This is a genomic window from Oceanobacillus sojae, assembly GCF_007991515.1.
GTDB classification, from domain to species: Bacteria; Bacillota; Bacilli; order Bacillales; family Amphibacillaceae; genus Oceanobacillus; species Oceanobacillus sojae.
Genome location: NZ_BJYM01000010.1, coordinates 150,384 through 169,029, shown reverse-complemented (window position 1 = coordinate 169,029; position 18,646 = coordinate 150,384). Strand labels below are relative to the sequence as shown.

Sequence of the window (18,646 nt, the reverse complement as noted above, 5' to 3'; positions counted from 1 at the left end):
TTTAATGTTTTTATGATACACGATTTCCCTTTTCCAACTTTGCCTGTTCAGCCGGAGACGGGTCAAATTTAATAAAGAAATAAGCGATGAATGTACATAATGCCAGCACAGCAATAACTGCAAATGCTACATTCACACCAAAAATATCCGGACGGACAATTGTTTCACTGCCCTCTGTCATCGTGGCAACAGATGTCATAATCGTTACAAGGATTGCTGTACCGACTGAAGCAGCTACCATACGCATCGTTCCATCTAATGCAGCGCCGTGCGGAATAAGTTCTTTCGGCAGCTGGTTCAATGCCGCTGTCTGAATAGGCATCATAATCATTGCCAACCCAAGCATCCGCACTGTATACATAACAATGACAAAAGTAAAGGTTGTGTTCACATCAAGAAACATAAATGGAACAGTTGCCAAAGTGATAATTATCAATCCCGGCAGTACAATCCATCTTCCGCCAATTCTATCAAACAGCCGGCCTACAAATGGCCCCAATAAACCAGTGATTAAAGCACCTGGAAGCATGGACAATCCCGCTTCGAAAGCTGTAAAATCTCGCATATTTTGCATAAAAAGCGGAATCAATGTCTCCGTTCCAATCAATCCCATAAACGTGATCGAACCAATAAATACACTGAACGGGAAAATAGCATACTTAAATACTCTAAATTCAAGCATTGGATGCCTTAATTTAAGCTGACGCAAAATAAATAGAATCAGAGAAAGAATACCGACAGCCAATGTAACCAGTGTGATTGGCGCTCCCCAGCCGAAGTTACCTGCGTTGGTAACACCATAAAGAATTCCTCCAAAACCAAATGAAGATAGAATAACAGAAAGAACATCAAACTTGGTTTTCTTCACTTCAGTTACATTGCGTAAAGCGAAGAATGCGATAATAATATCAATAATAGCTATCGGCAAAATAATATAGAATAATACACGCCATGTATAATGCTCTGTTACCCAGCCCGAGATAACCGGTCCAATTGCCGGAGCAAAGGAAATTACCAGTCCAATCAGTCCCATGACAGAGCCTCTTTTATTAATAGGAAATATTAATAAAAATACAGTCGTCATTAATGGCATCATAACTCCAGCTCCCAGGGATTGGATCACTCTGGCCATAATTAAAAACTCAAAATTCGGCGCAATTCCGCCAATGAATGTTCCAACAGCAAATACACTCATTGCAGTTAAAAAAAGCTGCCTCGTTGTAAAACGTTCAATTAAAAAAGCACTGACAGGGATCATAATCCCATTGACCAGCATAAATACGGTTGTCAGCCACTGTGCGCTGTTCGGCGTCACACCCATTTCATTGATAATTGGCGGTATAGCAGTAATCATCAATGTCTGGTTTAAAATAGAAATAAAAGCCCCCGCCAGCAACAATGCGACAACAGTCGGTCTATGTATTTGATTCATCTATCTATGTCTCCTCTTGCAGTTAAATTTTATTTTTGTTTTCGAAATAGTAATCGGCTTACTATAGATTAAAGGAAAAGCTGAAAAGATGCTAGCCTTTTTTTACTTCTGCTCTATGCAAGAAATGAAATATCAATTTCCTGTATGTTACAATACCCATATAACTATCTGATGAGAGATGTGATTATTATGCCAACTTGTCAGCATTGTCAACATAAATGGACTTGGAAGCAAACAATGAAATCAACCACAACCATAGACACCGCATATATTTGCCCTTATTGTGAGGAGAAGCAATATGCTACCAAAAAATCAAGAACAAAATTTTATTTCTTGATTTTTATTCCTTTGATAGCTCTTCTTTTAAATTTATTTAATATACCAATATGGTTTATTTTCAGCTGGCTTATCCTTGGAGGTATTGCTGTTCTTAGTCTTTTTCCTGCAGTATTAAAACTGACTAATAAAGAGGAATTTTTCTTTTGACTTTTTGTTGGTTGCTACATGCCAAGGAGATGTAAATTAGAAAACTATTTGAAATGAACAGGTACCTGACACCTTTGTTTCTATATCAATATTCCGATAAAATATTTGAATACAACATATATCCCACAATTGCTCGCCACCGCTAAGAATTGTGAAATTTCTTCTTATATCATGTTTTACTCACTCAAACAAAGGGAAAACTTTCTTTAACATCGCTATAAAGGAGTTGGACAAAATGAAAACATTCAGTGTAGTACCAAATGCAGATGAAACGAGCTGGATTGTAAAACTGGAGGACGTCGCACCGGAAGAAGTTTATGGCTCAAAAGATGATGCAATTTCTGCTGCAGAGCAAATGGCAAAAGAGAATACACCAAGCAAGGTGGAAATCAGGGATAAGGACGACAATATCCAAGAAGAAAAAAACTTCTAGCATTCTACGTTTCGATTATAAGGTTACTATAATAAATATGTAAAAGGAAGCACTGCTAACCAGCGCTTCCTTTTCTATATTTCCGTTGAATGAATGCTTTTATTAAAAATTAGAGCTGTAAAAATGGAGGTAAATAGAGTGTTAAAACCTACGATGCTGTTCTCCCCAAACGTCCTCAGCAACTTCTCTTACTAGACGCAATTTATCCCATTGCTGTTCTTCCGTAAGAATATTTCCCTCTTCTGTTGATGCAAAACCACATTGCGGACTGATACATAAGCGATCAATCGGAACATACTTTGCGGCTTCTTCAATGCGCTCTTTGATCTGATCTTTATCCTCCAGCTCTGGAAGCTTAGAAGAAAATAACCCTAATACGACAAGCTTGTTGTCACTTACATTGACCAGTGATTCAAATCCTCCTGCACGCTCTGTATCAAACTCTAAGTAGTAAGCTCTAACCTTCTCTTGTGCAAATAAAATTTTGGCAATAGTATCATAAGCACCTAATGAAGCCCATGTTGAATGATAGTTCCCACGACACACATGGGTTGTAATGATAAGATCCTCTGGATGATTTTCGATTGCTTTATTATTTAAATTTACATAAAGTGTACCGATATCTTCAACATTCGCACCATCATGACGGCTGGCCCAATATTTTTCATCGACCAGCATTCCCCATGTGCAATCATCCACCTGCAGGTTTCTGCACCCTGCTTCATATAAATCTTTGATAACTGTTCGATATGCTGCTGCAATATCTTCTATTAATTCATCCTGATTCGGATAAATCTTATTCGTTACTTCCACATTTTCCGGGCGTTGTAATTCTGCTAAAAATTGCGCCGGTGCAGGAATCGTTTGTCTGGCAACTACCTCCTCGTCAGCAAACTGCTGCACAAATTGGAAGTGCTCGACAAACGGGTGGGTTTCTCCACTGATTTTTCCAGTTAAACCAGCCGTTTCTGGTCTTGTTTCTTCCCCTTGAAATTTATAACCTTGAGCAATATCCTGCTTTTTTGCACCTTGTAGCCCCCACATAAAATCAAGATGCCACCAGGAACGGCGAAATTCTCCGTCTGTAATTGCTTTTAAACCGACTTCTTTTTGCTTTTGGATTAAATCTTTAATTGCTTCATCCTCTACAGCTTTTAAATCCTGTTCCGAAATAGTCCCCTTTGCAAAAGCTTTGCGTGCTTCCTTTAATTTTTCCGGTCTCAGGAAGCTTCCCACGTTATCAAATCGGAATGGTGTTTCTGCGCGTACGCCTTCTTTACTCGCTACTGTCATCACTGATCTCTCCCTCATTTCATTGGTTGTAGATTAGTCTATCACAGTAAATTCATTATCAGATAACACCTAAAATCTATCGTTTGTTATAGCTTTAATCTATAATAAACTTTGCCGTTCTTCCTCAATACTGGTCTGCAAATATGCAATATACGTTTCCGCCATCGGACTAAGCTCAATATCCTTATGAACAATATAGCCGACATTAATGATTTCATCGACCTTCAAAGGCACTGCTATAATATTATCGCCATTCAGCTTTTGGCTGATAACCCCTGTAGATATCGTATAGCCATTAAGACCAATCAGCAGATTAAACATTGTCGCCCGGTCCCGGACATGGATATTTTTCGGGCGGGTCAGCGTGCTCAATATCTCTTCTGAAAAATAAAATGAATTATAATCTCCCTGTTCATACAGCAGATAGGGGTAGGGCTCTAAATCCTCCAGAGTAACGTAATCCTTTTCCGCTAATGGATTATCCCCGCTGATAAACACATGCGGCGTTGCCTCAAATAAGCGGTGAAAGGCTAAATTCCCTTCCCTTAAAAATTTCCGAATCACCTGCTCATTGAAATCATTGATATACATAATCCCGATTTCACTGTTTAAATTTTTGACATCTTCAATTATTTCATAGGTCCTTGTTTCCCTAAATGTAAAATCATACTCATCTCGGTCATAATCCTTTAACAGGCGGACAAAGGCACTGACAGCAAAGGCATAATGCTGGGCAGAGACAGCAAAATGATGCTGCGGCGCTGCATTGTTGGAATAGCGGTTTTCCAGCAGCTCTGCCTGCTCCAGAACTTGTCTGGCATAGCCTAGAAACTCGGATCCTTCCTTGGTTATATGAATTCCCTTATTGGTACGTGAAAATATTTTAATGCCAATTTCTTTTTCTAGTTCCTTCAATGCATTGGACAAGCTTGGTTGGCTGATAAATAAAACTTGGGCTGCTTTGGAAATGGAACGGCTTCTTGCTACTTCTATGACATATTTTAATTGTTGTAAGGTCATCTCTTTCCTCCCTTATAAAAAGATCAATAAAAAAATAACTGCAATTTCTTCATTCTTTCCCATCTAAACTACATCAATTGGTGAAAGTCGCCTTGACACGCCGGGACCTGATGAAATATAAAATCCAAAGGACACTGGGCAGAATAGAATCCCCGCCTGTTTCTCCTTCCATAAACAGGACAGGCAGATGCGATAAAATATTAATAGTATAAGCTGTTATCATCAGCTTTGGCAATATTCGTTTCCTTTTGATCCATGAATATATAATAAAAAAATAGAAGAATATTAAAATAATGTTTGTTATGTAGATAAGTCAACAACCCATGACTGAAGTCACAGGCTTGTAAGGTCTTGAGACCTTTAGAATTTACAGCGGACAACAAGACCAATGTCTTGCCCTTTAAATCACGCGAGAGATACTGGAGTTAGCAGAAGTTAACCCTTGTCCGAAGCCGATTCATCTCATGACTAAAGTCAAGAGGGTTCTCGACTAAATAATCTCTAAATCCAGGCTGATTTTCTATGTTTTTTTCTTCCAATGAGACGTCCTCTTTTCTACTTAATGTAGACTCAATATAGCAAATTCAGGATATTCCTTCAACTTTTTTTAGTCTGACAGAACCATTTCCAATCCTGATTATCAGTATTTCCTTATTTTTTATAATCGATGGCTAAATCAGAATAGAACTTTTAATCTTCTCATTTGATAACACTTTTATCCAAACAGAATTTTGCCTGATCTACTCTACTTTCCGGAAAGGATGCCGGGACAGCCAAATAAATAGTGCAAGAAAAATAACTGCTGAAAATAGAAATAGCGGTGGAACAGGTAGCCATTCTGCCCAAATTCCAGCAATAAATAACCCCAGTGGCAGCATCAGTTTCATAAACATAGAAGCAGTTCCGGCAACTCTTCCAAGCATATGGTTTGGAGTTACCTCCTGCCGGATAGCCAGATAAATAATATTGGATATAACAGTTGAAAAAGTACGGATAGCCAGGCTGATTCCTAATAACCACCATGTATTTGCAAGAGACAGAAGCACCATTGCAACAACATCGACTAAAAAAAAGCTCGTAAAAATTCTTCCTCTGTTAAATTTCCTGCGCAGCGGTTTCACGGCCAATGCTCCCAGCAAACCGCCCAGCGAAGAAATTGAAAACATCAAACCAATTTCTTTTTCCGACGCATGCAGCTGGTCAGCCGTATAAAAAACAAGCACGCCGATAACAAGACTCATCGCCAGATTAGTAAAGATAATTGCAATTGTAGGCGTAAGCAAGGTTTTATTTCGAAATAGTTCGTTCCAGCCTTCTTTAATTTCCAGTCTCCAGCTTCCTGCTTGTTTTGTTTTCAGTCTTTCCTCCTCCGGAACCTGAACAAACTGCACACAAATAAATAAAATGATTAAGCTTACCAAATAAATCGATAACACAGATGCAGTCGTCAGTATGCTTAATAACATTCCGGCAAGTCCCGGACCGACTGTTTGAATAAATGTTCCTACAAAGGAAAGCTTGGCGTTTGCTGAAGTAAGCTGTTCCTTGGAAACAATCTGCGGCATGGCAGAATGTTGTGCATTTCCAAATGTATAACCGGCTGAAGATAATATAAAGCCAAGAATATATAGATGCCACACCTGCATCGTATTTGATAAAAGAAGAAGAATCATCCCCAGCGAAGCAATGATGGAAATCAGACTTGTCCAACGCATCATCGTTTTCCGATTCACCCGGTCAACCAGCACTCCGGCAATAATCCCAAGAAAAATATTTGGGAAGAAATCAATAGCCCTCATCGTACTCATTGCCAGAGCAGACTCTGTCATGCTGTAAATCAATAGCGGAACTGCTAGAATATACATTTGCAAGCCAATACTTTGTACGGTTGACCCTCCCCATAAAAACAGGAAATTTTTATTTCTCCATAAAGAAACCGGCACTTCTTTCTCTAGTTTTACTTGATTTATTTCCATTCCATCATCTCTCCCTCACTGTCTGCTATTTACTTTTAGTGTAAGTTGTGAAAAGATGAATAAAAAGTGAGGATTATAAATTATTATTGTTCACCTTTTTGAAATGGAAAGGAGAATGGCTGGTGAAACATCACAAATATGCATCTAAGCTGCTGGATTATTTCACTTCAGAAAATAAGGCGGAAACAACCATTGCGGATCTGGCTAGTGTCTTTCAATGCTCCGAAAGACATACTAAAACGGTTATCCATCATTTAGCTGCTAAACAATGGATAACATGGCACGTTTCTCAGGGGAGAGGAAAAAAACCGGTAATTACATTGCATTTTGAAAAAGATGATATTCTGCTGGAGCAGGCGAAGGGATTAATAGAAAAGGAAATTTATCAGAAGGGGTTTACTGTAGTTCAGCAGGCGAGTGCCGCCTATCAGGAAAAGTTTCGTGTCTGGTTTCAGCAGCAGATCGGGATTACTCAAGTTTCAGCGGATAAAAACGCATCCTTAGATGTGCTTCGTTATCCATTTTATCCTGTTCGTTTATGTATGGACCCCCTCGATGCAAGCTCACGTCATGACAGTCATATGATTCAGCAAATCTTTGATCGGCTAGTAGAATATAATCCAGAAACGGAGACTCTTGAACCTGCAATTGCACACTGCTGGGAAAGCAAGGACGGAAAGCAATGGATTTTTTATTTACGAAAAAATGTGCGGTTTCATCATGGCAGAATATTACATGCAAATGATGTAAAGACTACAATTCTCCGTTTCACAGAGGACAGTGCCATCAGAAAAAATCTGCTTAACATACAAATAATCAATCAGACAACACTTATCTTCCAATTGGATAAGTCCGATTATTTGTTTCCCAGATTACTGGCAGATGTCCGAGCTTCGATAGTTCCTATAGATGTTATTAAGGAAAAAGGAAAGCTGTTTTCTTCAAAACCGATAGGATGCGGACCTTATCAGCTTACGATATATAGCGAAGAAAAAATTCAACTGGATCGATTTGAAAATTATTATGGACTGGCTCCCTGGCTGGATAAGGTTGAAGTTATTACAGCCTCCGAAGAGTTTTTATCAAAGCAAACACATCCGCTTTTACTAGAAGCACCGGACAGCTCATGGGTAGAAAAGTTTACGTATGAGCAAGGAGCAGATTTTATTATTCTGAATAGTAGAAAGCCAGGACCTTTACAGGATAAAAATTATCGAAAAGATTTAATTGAAGCGATTCGTCCGGCTGATTTTTGTCTGGCAAAACGGGGAGAAATTATTGCACATAGTTTGATTGTAGATAAATCAATGACCTTTCCCAATAAAATAAACCAGACCTCCAGCAGCCCCGGCCAGTCATCGTTAAAAATTGCTGCGCAGCAAATACGAAGAAATACGAATCATTACCGGGAGGCAGTTATTTTACAAAGACAATTGGAACATATCGGCATTCATTCTAAAATCAATTTACTCTCTAAGACGGAGTGGAAAGACCCAAATAAAATATTAGATTATGACTTATTTGTTGGAGGGGTTTTCTTATCCGATGATTATTTACTTTCTGCTCTGACATTTATGGAAAGTATGTCTATGCCTCTTTACCCTCTGCTTCCTGACAGTGTCCAAAAAGAAGTTCAACAAAAGCTCACTAAAATACGGCAGTCTGAGAATTCTCAACAGCAATGGGAGCTTTATTTTCAATTAGAAAAGGATTTAAAGAAGCAGCATTTTATCGTGTTCTTAAATCACCGGGGCCATGGAGTCTATGAAGCAGAGGATAGCCTCTATGAAAATATACACCTTAACAGCAACGGCCGGATTAATTATCGGAAGGTTTGGAGGAAACCCTTTTAAAAAGAAACCAAATTTGCATGGTTAGCTATGAGGGATAGACTTATATTATTCATATATTAAGTCTATCTCCTTTTTTATCATTGATTTTCAAGCTCTATATTACTATAAGAACAACTGATACGCATACCTCTCACCATTCACAAAAGGAAGCTGGATAATCCCTTTGAACGCAAATCCCGCTGATAAAATAACATTTTGCATTGCCCGATTTCTTGGATATGTATCAATTCGCACTTCAGACATCCCTTTTTCTTTGCATACAAAGAGCAGCAGCTTTAGAAAAGTTTTTCCATAGCCTTTTCCGTTTATCTCCGGATTAATTGCGAATTTATGAATTGTCGCATAGCTCCCTTGTGACGCATCCCAATCCCCGCAGCTTATTGTCGAATAAGCTTGTTCCTCTTCATCCGTAACAATTGCAGTACCAACAATCACATTATTTATTGTAAAAAGATAATTATTTCCTTTTTCTATCTCACTTTTTATGTCTTCCTCATTCGGGGAATCTTCTTCTGACCATTGTGGCGATCCGGATTCAGCCAGTTTGATTCTCGCCTTATTAATGATTTGCATAATATCATGGAAATCACCAGAATTTCCGTTTCTTATTTCGATATTCACCATACCACCTGCTTTTAAAATTTTATGTCTTCCTTAAGTATATTTCTAATTTTAAATAAACAAAATGGATAAGCTTCATTTAAATGAGGTTAAAATATAATTTCAGTATTTATAAAGCCCCAAGTAATAAGTGGGATACCACATTTAAAATGACATTACCCATAAAGAGTAATGCCATTCATTACTTTTAAGTATTTCCTGTCTACTTGACAATCCGCTTTACCTTTATTCCTCCAAAAAGCCATTCTCAACCAGATAATTATGCGCAACTATGGCGACACTCTGCCTTTCAATGTCTACCTGGTAATTGAGCTGACGCATTACTTCACTGTCAAGACTTTCTGCAAGAGGCGCAAGAATGGACTCAACTTCCGGATATTCCTCAAGAAATTCTTCACTCACAGCAAGTGCTGCATTATAAGGAGCAAAAAACTTTTCGTCATCTTCTAATAAAACCAAGTCAAATGCATCAATTTGGGCATTTGTTTCATATGCTACACCTACATCGAGGTTCCCGCTTTGCAACGCTTCGTAGATAAGTCCTGAATCCATTTGCGTAATATTTTCTGCTCCAAATTGAAAACCGTATGTTTCCTCTACCCCAGGAAGTCCATCCTCACGATTAGCGAACTGAGCATCGGTGCCCATTGTTAATTCTTCTGGATGTTCATTCACATAATCCGCCAAATCCGAGTAAGATTCAATCCCGTATTCCTCAGCATTGTCACGAGTCATAGCAAGTGCATACGTATTGTTTACTTTCGAAGGGTTCACCCAGGCAATGCCATTTTTCTGATCAACTCGTTTCAACTCTTCATATGCTTCATCCGGGTCTGTTATTGGATCCATCCCCAAATAAGTTACAATCGCTGTTCCTGTGTAATCCCAAGCAAGTGTGACCTGTCCATTTTCAAGAGCTGTCCGGAGAACTGTACTTCCCAAATTCTCCATCATTTTCACCTGGAACCCTTCCTCCTCAAGTAAGAAATATGTCATTTGTGTAAGTAAATACTGCTCGGTGAAATTTTTCCCGCCAATTGTTACTGACTTCCCGCCACCGCCGAAAACCGAGCATCCGCTTAAAAAGATGCAGAGGAGGACGAGTATGGTGAAACGTCTAAAAATAGTCATTTTTGTAATCCTCCTTTATGTCGAAGTGGCAGAATCAGCCGTCTGGCTTGCTGATTTTGGCGAAATAACGTAACCTGCTCCTCTTAATAAGTAATCAAGTCCAATTGCCAGCAGTGTAACAGGAATCGCCCCTGAAATTAAATAAGCATTGTCAAAAAGTTCAATACCTGTCATAATCCAGACACCTAAACCACCGCCACCAATATAATAAGCTAGGGCAGCCGTTCCAACGTTTAAGACAATAGCTGTCCTGAGTCCGCCGATAATTGCGTATGCTGCATTCGGCACTTCCACTCTCCAAAAAATCTGGCTTGCTTTCATTCCCATCCCTTTCCCTGCATCAATGAGATCGGGATTTATCGAATTAAATCCTGCAACCGCATTACGAAAGATCGGTAAAACAGAGTAAATAAATAAAGCAAATACTGCCGGCTTAAAGCCGACCCCTAAAATACCAATTGCCAATGCTAAAACGGCTAAACTCGGAACCGTCTGTGCCAGATTGGCAACGTTCGAAGCAATCCATTCATATTTACGAAAACGCGGGCGTGTAAATAAAACCGCCAAAGGCAAAGCAATTACAACTGCCAAAATAGAAGAAAGCATGACAAGATTGAGATGCTGCCCTACCAATACCCAAAATGTATCCGTCTGTTCGAAAATCGGCGAAAAATAGCCATTTACCCCTGCGTAAATAAAGAAGCCAATGACAAAAGCATACAGTAAAATACGGACAATATTAGCAATAAGCTTTTTCCGATTCACTCCATCACCTTCTCTTTTTCTACGGTCTGAGACGGTTTTTGGCGCATTTCCAAATGCAAATATCTTTGCACACGGTCAATGGTGATAGCTCCCTGTACCTCATCATTATCATCGTGCACGATCACTTGATCCGCCTCTTGATTTAATAACATCGCAAGCGTATCTTTTAAATTCTCATGAATGTTCACCTGTTTGGAATCGACAATAGACTGATCAATTTCTACAAGACCAATTTCTTCTTGCAGCTGAGCAATTGTGCGTAAACTAAGATGCTTAATGGCGCGGTCCCTTCCTATGAATTGAGAGACATATTCATTTTTAGGATGGATTAATATATCTGATGGTGTTCCATACTGCATAATCTCTCCATCACGCATAAGTACAATTTTATCTGCCATTTTAATGGCTTCGTCAATATCGTGACTGACAAACAATATCGTTTTCTTGACCTCGCGCTGAATCTGTAAAAATTCATCCTGTATTTTTTCACGAATTAATGGATCCAGAGCGCCAAACGGCTCATCCATCAGCATAACCGGTGGATCAGCGGCAAGTGCTCTAATTACACCAATCCGCTGTTGCTGCCCCCCAGACAGCTCATTAGGAAATCGTTTCCTGTATTCCATTGGATCCAGACCAATCAATTGCATCAATTCTTTATAGCGGTTATGTTTTTTCTTTTTGTCCCATCCCAGTAAATCAGGAACAATCGTTACATTCTCTTCAATATCCATGTTTGGAAACAAACCGTTACTTTGGATGACATAACCAATATTTCGTCTGAGTTCAATTTCATTCAGATTGCCAATATCTTCTCCATTAATCAAGACTGACCCTTCACTAATTGTCTCCAAACGGTTCACCATCCGAAGAAGTGTAGTTTTCCCGCAACCGGATGGTCCAAGAAATATTACAATTTCCCCTTTTTCCACTTCAAAATTAACATCGTTAACAGCTTTCTCAGTTCCTGTATATGATTTAGATACATGCTTAAATGAAATCATAAGTTCACCCCTTCGTCCGTGTTAGTTTGCTATTCCTTTTGGTGTCAGCCTCTTCTGGATAAACAGAAGAATCATATCTGCAATAATCGCAAGCAAAGAAACCACAATTGAACCTGTAACAATAGAATACATATCCGTCCGGGTAATACCTTGCACAATCAAAGTCCCAAGACCCCCCGCACCAATAAATGCAGCAATAACTCCAATTCCTATATTTAAAACCACCGCTGTGCGTATACCTGCCATAATTACAGGCAGTGCGTTTGGAATTTCAACACGAACCAGTCTTTGGCTTCTCTTCATCCCTATACCATTCGCTGCATCTATGACTGCTGGATTCACATTCTTAATGGCTGAATAGGTGTTGCGGATAATTGGCAGCTGAGAATACAGCACCAATGCTACTAACGCCGGAACAAATCCAATTCCCTGATTGATTAACGAAAAGAACGGAATCATTATTCCAAACAACGCAATACTCGGGATGGTTAATAGCACAGAAGCTGCTGCTAAAACTGTTTCTGCCAAATCCTCATTGGTTGTTAAATAAATGCCAATCGAGACCCCAATAATAATTGCAATTATTATCGCTATCCCTACGAGTTCTATATGTTGAACTGTAAGGCCCCATATGTAAGAAGCATTAATACGCAGATATTCGAGATATTCATTCATTTTAGTGCCCCCTTTTTCAATAACGAAATGAGCTGTTATTAGCATCAGTCTGCCGCTCATCTCCATATAACCCCTGTAATAATACTGAATTTTTAAAAAATAGAAAAACGACATAATAAAAAATCTGTATATAACCATAAAGACATGAAGTTCATATCCAAGGCGATGTATGCACTGGTGGACGGATATTTTGTCTGTAAAAACCTTACCCAATGTACAGAGAGATCAAGAATGAGTCTCCTGTATCATTAAGTCTATAAAACTGGAGAAAGCACCATTATTAGAGGAAGGAATAAAATGCGAAGACTTTGTAAAAAAACAGAAAGCAGAAGATAGAGAAAATAATTTTGTTATGGACGTCTACACCTTTGCTGAAACGATTGCGAATGCTGTATGGAGATTAACAGCTTCATGATTTTTATAATATATTCCCCTAAAAATTTTTTTGAAACCACAAAAGCTGTAAATACCCTTGTTTTATTTCAACCTCATAAAAAAACTACTTAGTAAGCCTGGCAATAATGGCTCAAAAATAGCTTTTGCAAATAGTGAAATAATATAATCCTTTTATAAAAGAAAATAGAATGCTATATCTTCTAAACATTTCCACTTCCAAGTATTTCAAATAATATTATTCATCTTACTCGATAATTTCTATGGCGTAAACAGAAATTCTTCCCGGAAAAGATTCTCTAAGATAGTCACCGTACACCCTTATTTTTTGATTTACTTGAGGTTGCCCAAAAAGAAAACTTCCTTCCATCTCACGATGTGGGGATAGAATAATTACGTTATCCCCATAATCAGAAGTAATCAAGCCAGACAGTCCCTGCCAGAAGCTTACTGATTGATCCAATCCACATCTCATTCCAGCGCTTTGATACTACATATCCTTCAATAACAAAAGCATCTTCCGGAATAGTTATATCCACCTTCGTATCCCCTTTTTTGCTCACCCATTCATTCAGACAAAAAAATAGCGACAGCCACCAGATAGATTATAATAATTCTTTTTATTGAGACAGGTGTATTTTCCATTTTATCGCTCTCTTATACACAGATAGAATAAATTACCTAAGCATAATCCTAGTCATATATTTCTACATATCATCAAAAAACCTTTATAATAACTCTTTATTCTTCTTATAAGATTTTTTTAATGAAATGAATTCCAATAAAAATGATAGTGCACCCACACTTATTACCATTCCAAAAAAATCATACCAGCTTGCTTGATCAGATGTTATTTTATATATCAGATAGCCTATTCCAAACACAACAACAAAGGAAGCAGTTCTGGCTTTAAGAGCTCTTAACGCTCCTTTATATTCCTTTTCCGTTGCAATATCAGTATGTTCGATTCCCGACAGTGTATATCTTCCTAAATTATAAAAAAGGAAAATTGCTATACCTGCTAACAAAATGACAGCTGTATCTAAGCTTATAAAATTACCGCTAATAAACATGATTACCAGAAAAAGAAAAAGCAGAACTCCTCCTTCAGCTAAAAAATATAGCATCTTTTTTTCTTTATATTCATCATTCGGCATTAAAAAAGATATCCATGATTTCATTAATCTTCTACCTCCCAAAATAATTCATCTAATGTTTTATCTAGCTCTTTTGCTATTGCAATACAGAGTGAGAGTGTGGGGTTGTATTCCCCTTTTTCAATCAATCCAATTGTCTATCTCGTCACGCCAACATTCTTTGCCAACTGCTGCTGGGTCATTGACGTTTTGACACGTGTTATTTTCACATTATTTCTCATTATTCACTCCGCCTCATAAATGCAATATATAAATTACTTTTGTTAATTATATGTTACATTACTTTATTAATAAAATCTAATTATTATTGGGATAATGATTGTAGTAATCTTAACAAAGTTAGCATTTATCAGGCTTGGAAACAGGAACTTAATTAACTTATACTGTAGAGAAAATAAACCAACCATTGCTTTACTGCAAAAGAAAAAAAGCCATTTGAAGAGTTCCTTTTGCTCTTCAAATGGCTTTGCTTTTAATTAAACTCGCTTCTATTAATTCTAATCAACAATCTATTCCTTATTTAATCCATCATACGCTTCTTAAATGTAACAGCAGCTAATACTAAAGTTGCTGCAACCCAGGCTCCAATAATTGCAAAAGGCTTCCAAAGTTCATCAAAACCTGCTCCTGATTCACCCAAATTCGCAATTTCTTCCAGCTGAATTCCCGGTGTATACTCTAATACTTGTAAGAAGCTGAACTGATCGGCTAGCCCGATAAACATATTAGCCATTCCAAATATAAACATTACAGGAAGAATATAGACAGATGCTTCTAAAACACTTCTTGTGATTAATCCCATCCAAGTTCCTAAAGCGATAAAGAAAATCAGAGATAGAAGAATTCCAGCAATTAACCAGCCTCTTCCGTCAAATGAAAAACCCATGATAAACATACTAACAGCAGTTACAATAATCGTAATTACAATAGTAACAGCACTTTTCCCAGCTAAAATTTCTGTCAATGTTGCTGGAGAAAGCATCAGACCACGCAACGTATTTTTCTCCTTTTCTTCTGCTATTATCGCACATTGCAGAAAGGTACCAACCAAAGCAAGGGATAAAGTAATTACAAACAAGTACATCGCCAATGGCACTTCCCCTACCCGACTATATATGACAGCAAATACAAGTGGCATCAGTGCTGTTGATGAAACGTACAAATTTCGATATAAATCTTTTAAGTCTTTTTGAAAAATAGCCATAAACCGTTTTACAGAAAATGTCATACTAACTCCCTCCCAGTCACTTCAACAAAGATATCTCCTAATGTCGGTTCTTTTGTATAAATACGCTCCACCATTTCCCGGGAAATATATTGTTGAATTTCCTCAGCACTTGATGCTTTCAAGGGAAGCTCTAATTCTCTTCCATCCTTTAATTCAATACCAATAATTTCTTCCCGATACTGTTTTTTCAGCTGTTTCGGCTCATCTAAAAGCTGGACGACCCCTTTATTTAAAAAGGCTACCTGGCTGCACAGATGATCTGCCTCCTCCATATCATGTGTTGTCAGAAAAATGGTCGTTCCCTGTCGATTCAGTTCCTTTAAACCATTATGGATATGCTTGGAGTTAGCAGGATCCAATGCAGATGTCGGTTCATCTAAAAATAATAGCTCAGGCTTATGCAAAAGCGTTCTTGCTAATAATACCCGCTGTGTCATTCCTTTAGACAGCTTGGCGACTTGTGTTTTTTTCTCAGAACCTAAGTTAACTGATTCAAGCGCCTCGTCAATTCGTTGTAAAGATGTACCATATAAATCTGCGTAAAGCTTTAAGTTATCATAAATGGTTAGTCTTGCGTATAAACCGCTATTATCTGTTACCACACCAAAACGTTTTCGATATTCAGGTGTGTTTAACTTTGAAACTGGTACACCAAATACATTTGCTGTACCTGAACTCTGCCTCATTTGACCTGTTAAAATCTTTATTGTTGTTGTCTTTCCAGAACCACTTGGCCCCAGAAAACCAAATGTTTCTCCTTTTTTAACCTGGAAAGATACATCATGTAATGCCTGTTTATCACCAAAAATCTTCTCTAAAGATTTCACTTCTATCATATTCTCCACTCCAAAAACCTCCTGCGTCAGTTATTTGTCTGTGATCACAGAATATCGCTATTTAAGGAATAGTGCAGTATATCTTCAATGAATGGAGTATATTTCAAGCTGAATTGTGCTTATTCTACCCCCAATAATTCCTTCAGCTCGTTCAACTTTGATTTCGATAATGGAACCTGAGAGCTTTTTTTATCAATAAGGGACAAGCTGTAACTGTTCCTGGTCCATGTAATAACCTCTCTTATTTTTTGAAGATTCACAATATAGGAGCGATGGCAGCGAAAGAAGCCTTGATGAGATAAACGCTGTTCTAATTCTTTTAAGGTAAAACCTGTTGGAAATCCTTCTCCACGCGTATACAGATATGTTTGACCATTCTGGCTTTCAATATAGTCGATTTCCTGTGGGTCAAATAAAATAATTTTATCCTCTACTTTGGCAGAAATTTTATTTAACTGAAAAGTTTGCTGTACTTGAGCCTCTTCTTCCGCTGTTTCTATCCCATCTATTTCTAAAGACTTTACTCTGTCTTTCTCCTCCGTTTCAACTTCGATTTGATGCAGGCCCTGTTCATCTAAACGATAGACCGTATCTGCAATTGTAATGGCACTCTCCGTACTTGTTGTTAAAATCAATACCGCTTTTTGCTTTTCCTGCAAAATCTCGACAAATTGATGAAGTACACGTTTCGTTTCTAAGTCTACATTTACCTCAGGCTCTTCAAAAATAACAACTTCTGATTCCTGCATTAATATTCTGCCAAATTGGACCCGGCGTTTTTCAGATCGATTCAACTGATGCATTTTCCATCTTGCTTTTTCCTCCAGTTGAACCAGCTGTAGAACTTCTTTTATAGAAGCCTTGCTTTGATATAAGGACCCGATAAATGTCAAATATTCCTTTACCTGTAACCGTTCATAAATACCTTCTTCATACCAGCAAATTCCTAAAGAGGAAAAGTATTTCTGCTTATCCTCCTCCAGTGTTTTATGGTGTATCTGAATAAAACCCTTTCGTACACTTTCTTCTCCGGAAATCATTTGCAGTAAGACTGCACGCACATTAACAGTGGACTGAATTGCTTTGATTTCTCCAGATTTTATTTCTATATCTATCCTCGGAAATAATGTTTGATCTCCTTGACGATATTCAATTTCGTTCATTCTTAACATGCTTTATACCTCTCTATCCATAAAGAATTCATTCCATTCTATTTTGATAGCTTTTAAGCCTGATTATTATTTCATGACAAACAGTTAAATCTTTGATACAGTAGATTCAAAGAAAATAATGAAAAGCAACTACTAGGGGAGCCCAAAACTGCGGGCTGAGAGGGAAGCATGCTTACTTTCCGACTCTTACAAACCTGATCTGGCTAATACCAGCGTAGGGAAGTAGTCAATCAACTTATGATTACTCTCAGTATACCAAATCAGGCTTCTCTATAAAGCCTGATTTTTTATTTTTACAAAGTAGTTTACTTTTCATTCCAAAAAGAAAAGCGAAAAGCGCCTGTTTAAAAACGTAGAGATTGCGCTCCCGATCTTTGGGGGTGGTTCGACTTTAGTCGAACTTCCTTCACCCTTGAGATAAAGGAAACATGCCCCTTTAGGGGTATGCCGACGTTAGGCTTCAGCCTGCTTTTAGTCGACCTTCCTTTACTTTAAACCGATGTTGACTTTCACCCGCAGGGCATAAGCGCGACTATACTTCTGTCTGCGCCTAACGGCTTGCCAATCAGTAAGTCTTCTTTATCGTAGGGCGTGACGTGAAATCTCTAAAGTTTGGCGCATGGAGCTAGACATATAGAGGAGATGATTGGATTGAAAAACCGTACACGCTTATTAACGCTGATGGCTGTTTTTATAGCTATTGGAACAATTGGCTCTCAATTGCTCTGGTTTCCCGCAGGGGTTGCCAGAGCTTATCCAGTACAGCATGCCATTAATGTCATTGCTGCAATCATACTTGGACCGGGGCCGGCAGTCATTGTCGCATTAATGATCAGCCTGCTCAGAAACCTTTTAGGTCTGGGAACACTCGTTGCTTTCCCCGGAGCAATGATTGGAGCATTTGTTGCCGGGGTATTATATAAGAAAACACAAAGATATTCAATGGCTGCTTTTGGAGAAATAATTGGTACAGGGATTATTGGTTCATTCTTTGCTGTTCCTATTGCGAATCTCCTGATGGGAAGCTCAGTAGGGGCACTTGCATTTATCCCGCCGTTTATTGTCAGCAGCGTCTCCGGCGCTTTGATTGGTTGGCTGTTAGTCAGCCGTCTGCCAGCACGGCAGTTTTCTTTAACAAAATAAATTATTTTACAATCCTAAGGAGGATTTT

19 protein-coding genes, 1 pseudogene and 1 riboswitch are annotated in these 18,646 nt (G+C 38.3%); of the genes and pseudogenes, 4 read left to right on the top strand and 16 right to left on the bottom strand.

Features of this window, described 5'->3' with window-relative positions:
* Window positions 1-10: 10 nt before the first annotated feature.
* Window positions 11-1,432 (bottom strand): MDR family MFS transporter, encoded by a 1,422-nt coding sequence (locus OSO01_RS12990; protein ID WP_147210870.1) that lies wholly within the window; start codon window positions 1,430-1,432, stop codon window positions 11-13.
* A gap of 144 nt (window positions 1,433-1,576) precedes the next feature.
* Between OSO01_RS12990 and OSO01_RS24100 the strand changes: the two genes are divergently transcribed.
* Both OSO01_RS24100 and OSO01_RS12980 read left to right on the top strand, forming a co-directional pair.
* Window positions 1,577-1,918, top strand: a complete 342-nt coding sequence (locus OSO01_RS24100; protein ID WP_147210869.1) for a TIGR04104 family putative zinc finger protein — start codon at window positions 1,577-1,579, stop codon at window positions 1,916-1,918.
* A gap of 235 nt (window positions 1,919-2,153) precedes the next feature.
* Window positions 2,154-2,351: a DUF2188 domain-containing protein gene (locus OSO01_RS12980; protein ID WP_147210868.1), complete on the top strand. Its 198-nt coding sequence runs from the start codon at window positions 2,154-2,156 to the stop codon at window positions 2,349-2,351.
* 141 nt (window positions 2,352-2,492) lie between these two features.
* On the opposite strand, the gene OSO01_RS12975 is transcribed toward OSO01_RS12980, so the two are convergent.
* From OSO01_RS12975 to OSO01_RS12960, 4 genes are all read right to left on the bottom strand, one after another.
* On the bottom strand, window positions 2,493-3,647 hold the full coding sequence (locus OSO01_RS12975; protein ID WP_371863300.1) for a 5-methyltetrahydropteroyltriglutamate--homocysteine S-methyltransferase: 1,155 nt from the start codon (window positions 3,645-3,647) through the stop codon (window positions 2,493-2,495).
* Between the two features lie 96 nt (window positions 3,648-3,743).
* The gene (locus OSO01_RS12970; RefSeq protein ID WP_147210866.1) at window positions 3,744-4,664 is read right to left on the bottom strand and encodes a LysR family transcriptional regulator; all 921 of its coding nucleotides are present in this window, start codon (window positions 4,662-4,664) and stop codon (window positions 3,744-3,746) included.
* A 73-nt stretch (window positions 4,665-4,737) separates the two neighbouring features.
* Window positions 4,738-4,959: a DUF2569 family protein gene (locus OSO01_RS12965; protein WP_307725847.1), complete on the bottom strand. Its 222-nt coding sequence runs from the start codon at window positions 4,957-4,959 to the stop codon at window positions 4,738-4,740.
* 445 nt (window positions 4,960-5,404) lie between these two features.
* Window positions 5,405-6,640, bottom strand: coding sequence for an MFS transporter (locus tag OSO01_RS12960; protein WP_147210865.1), 1,236 nt, complete (start codon window positions 6,638-6,640; stop codon window positions 5,405-5,407).
* Between the two features lie 122 nt (window positions 6,641-6,762).
* On the opposite strand from OSO01_RS12960, the gene OSO01_RS12955 reads away from it, so the two are divergent.
* Complete coding sequence (locus OSO01_RS12955) at window positions 6,763-8,493, top strand: ABC transporter substrate-binding protein (protein WP_147210864.1); 1,731 nt, start codon at window positions 6,763-6,765, stop codon at window positions 8,491-8,493.
* Window positions 8,494-8,595: 102 nt separating this feature from the next.
* Here OSO01_RS12955 and OSO01_RS12950 read toward each other — a convergent pair whose 3' ends face one another.
* The 11 genes and pseudogenes from OSO01_RS12950 to OSO01_RS12905 all read right to left on the bottom strand — a co-directional run bounded on the left by OSO01_RS12950 (window position 8,596) and on the right by OSO01_RS12905 (window position 17,475).
* On the bottom strand, window positions 8,596-9,114 hold the full coding sequence (locus OSO01_RS12950) for a GNAT family N-acetyltransferase (RefSeq protein ID WP_186813662.1): 519 nt from the start codon (window positions 9,112-9,114) through the stop codon (window positions 8,596-8,598).
* 225 nt (window positions 9,115-9,339) lie between these two features.
* Window positions 9,340-10,245, bottom strand: coding sequence for an ABC transporter substrate-binding protein (locus tag OSO01_RS12945; protein ID WP_147210862.1), 906 nt, complete (start codon window positions 10,243-10,245; stop codon window positions 9,340-9,342).
* 15 nt (window positions 10,246-10,260) lie between these two features.
* On the bottom strand, window positions 10,261-11,010 hold the full coding sequence (locus tag OSO01_RS12940; protein ID WP_147210861.1) for an ABC transporter permease: 750 nt from the start codon (window positions 11,008-11,010) through the stop codon (window positions 10,261-10,263).
* Window positions 11,007-12,014: an ABC transporter ATP-binding protein gene (locus tag OSO01_RS12935; protein WP_147210860.1), complete on the bottom strand. Its 1,008-nt coding sequence runs from the start codon at window positions 12,012-12,014 to the stop codon at window positions 11,007-11,009. The genes OSO01_RS12940 and OSO01_RS12935 overlap by 4 nt, the downstream gene beginning before the upstream one ends.
* A gap of 21 nt (window positions 12,015-12,035) precedes the next feature.
* Window positions 12,036-12,689: an ABC transporter permease gene (locus tag OSO01_RS12930; protein WP_147210859.1), complete on the bottom strand. Its 654-nt coding sequence runs from the start codon at window positions 12,687-12,689 to the stop codon at window positions 12,036-12,038.
* A gap of 803 nt (window positions 12,690-13,492) precedes the next feature.
* Window positions 13,493-13,621 (bottom strand): hypothetical protein, encoded by a 129-nt coding sequence (locus OSO01_RS23935; RefSeq protein WP_281289848.1) that lies wholly within the window; start codon window positions 13,619-13,621, stop codon window positions 13,493-13,495.
* 189 nt (window positions 13,622-13,810) lie between these two features.
* Window positions 13,811-14,263, bottom strand: coding sequence for a DUF3278 domain-containing protein (locus OSO01_RS12925; protein ID WP_147210858.1), 453 nt, complete (start codon window positions 14,261-14,263; stop codon window positions 13,811-13,813).
* Window positions 14,263-14,460 (bottom strand): annotated as a pseudogene (locus tag OSO01_RS12920) (helix-turn-helix transcriptional regulator). The gene OSO01_RS12925 and the pseudogene OSO01_RS12920 overlap by 1 nt, the downstream one beginning before the upstream one ends.
* Window positions 14,461-14,759: 299 nt before the next feature.
* Window positions 14,760-15,467: an ABC transporter permease gene (locus OSO01_RS12915; RefSeq protein WP_147210857.1), complete on the bottom strand. Its 708-nt coding sequence runs from the start codon at window positions 15,465-15,467 to the stop codon at window positions 14,760-14,762.
* On the bottom strand, window positions 15,464-16,312 hold the full coding sequence (locus tag OSO01_RS12910) for an ABC transporter ATP-binding protein (protein WP_147210856.1): 849 nt from the start codon (window positions 16,310-16,312) through the stop codon (window positions 15,464-15,466). The genes OSO01_RS12915 and OSO01_RS12910 overlap by 4 nt, the downstream gene beginning before the upstream one ends.
* 110 nt (window positions 16,313-16,422) lie before the next feature.
* Entirely contained in the window at window positions 16,423-17,475 is a 1,053-nt protein-coding gene (locus tag OSO01_RS12905; RefSeq protein ID WP_147210855.1) for a LytTR family transcriptional regulator DNA-binding domain-containing protein, read from the bottom strand.
* A gap of 124 nt (window positions 17,476-17,599) precedes the next feature.
* Window positions 17,600-17,713, top strand: a riboswitch (TPP riboswitch).
* Window positions 17,714-18,126: 413 nt separating this feature from the next.
* Here OSO01_RS12905 and thiW point away from each other — a divergent pair.
* On the top strand, window positions 18,127-18,618 hold the full coding sequence (gene thiW, locus OSO01_RS12900) for an energy coupling factor transporter S component ThiW (RefSeq protein WP_281289847.1): 492 nt from the start codon (window positions 18,127-18,129) through the stop codon (window positions 18,616-18,618).
* Window positions 18,619-18,646 lie beyond the last annotated feature (28 nt).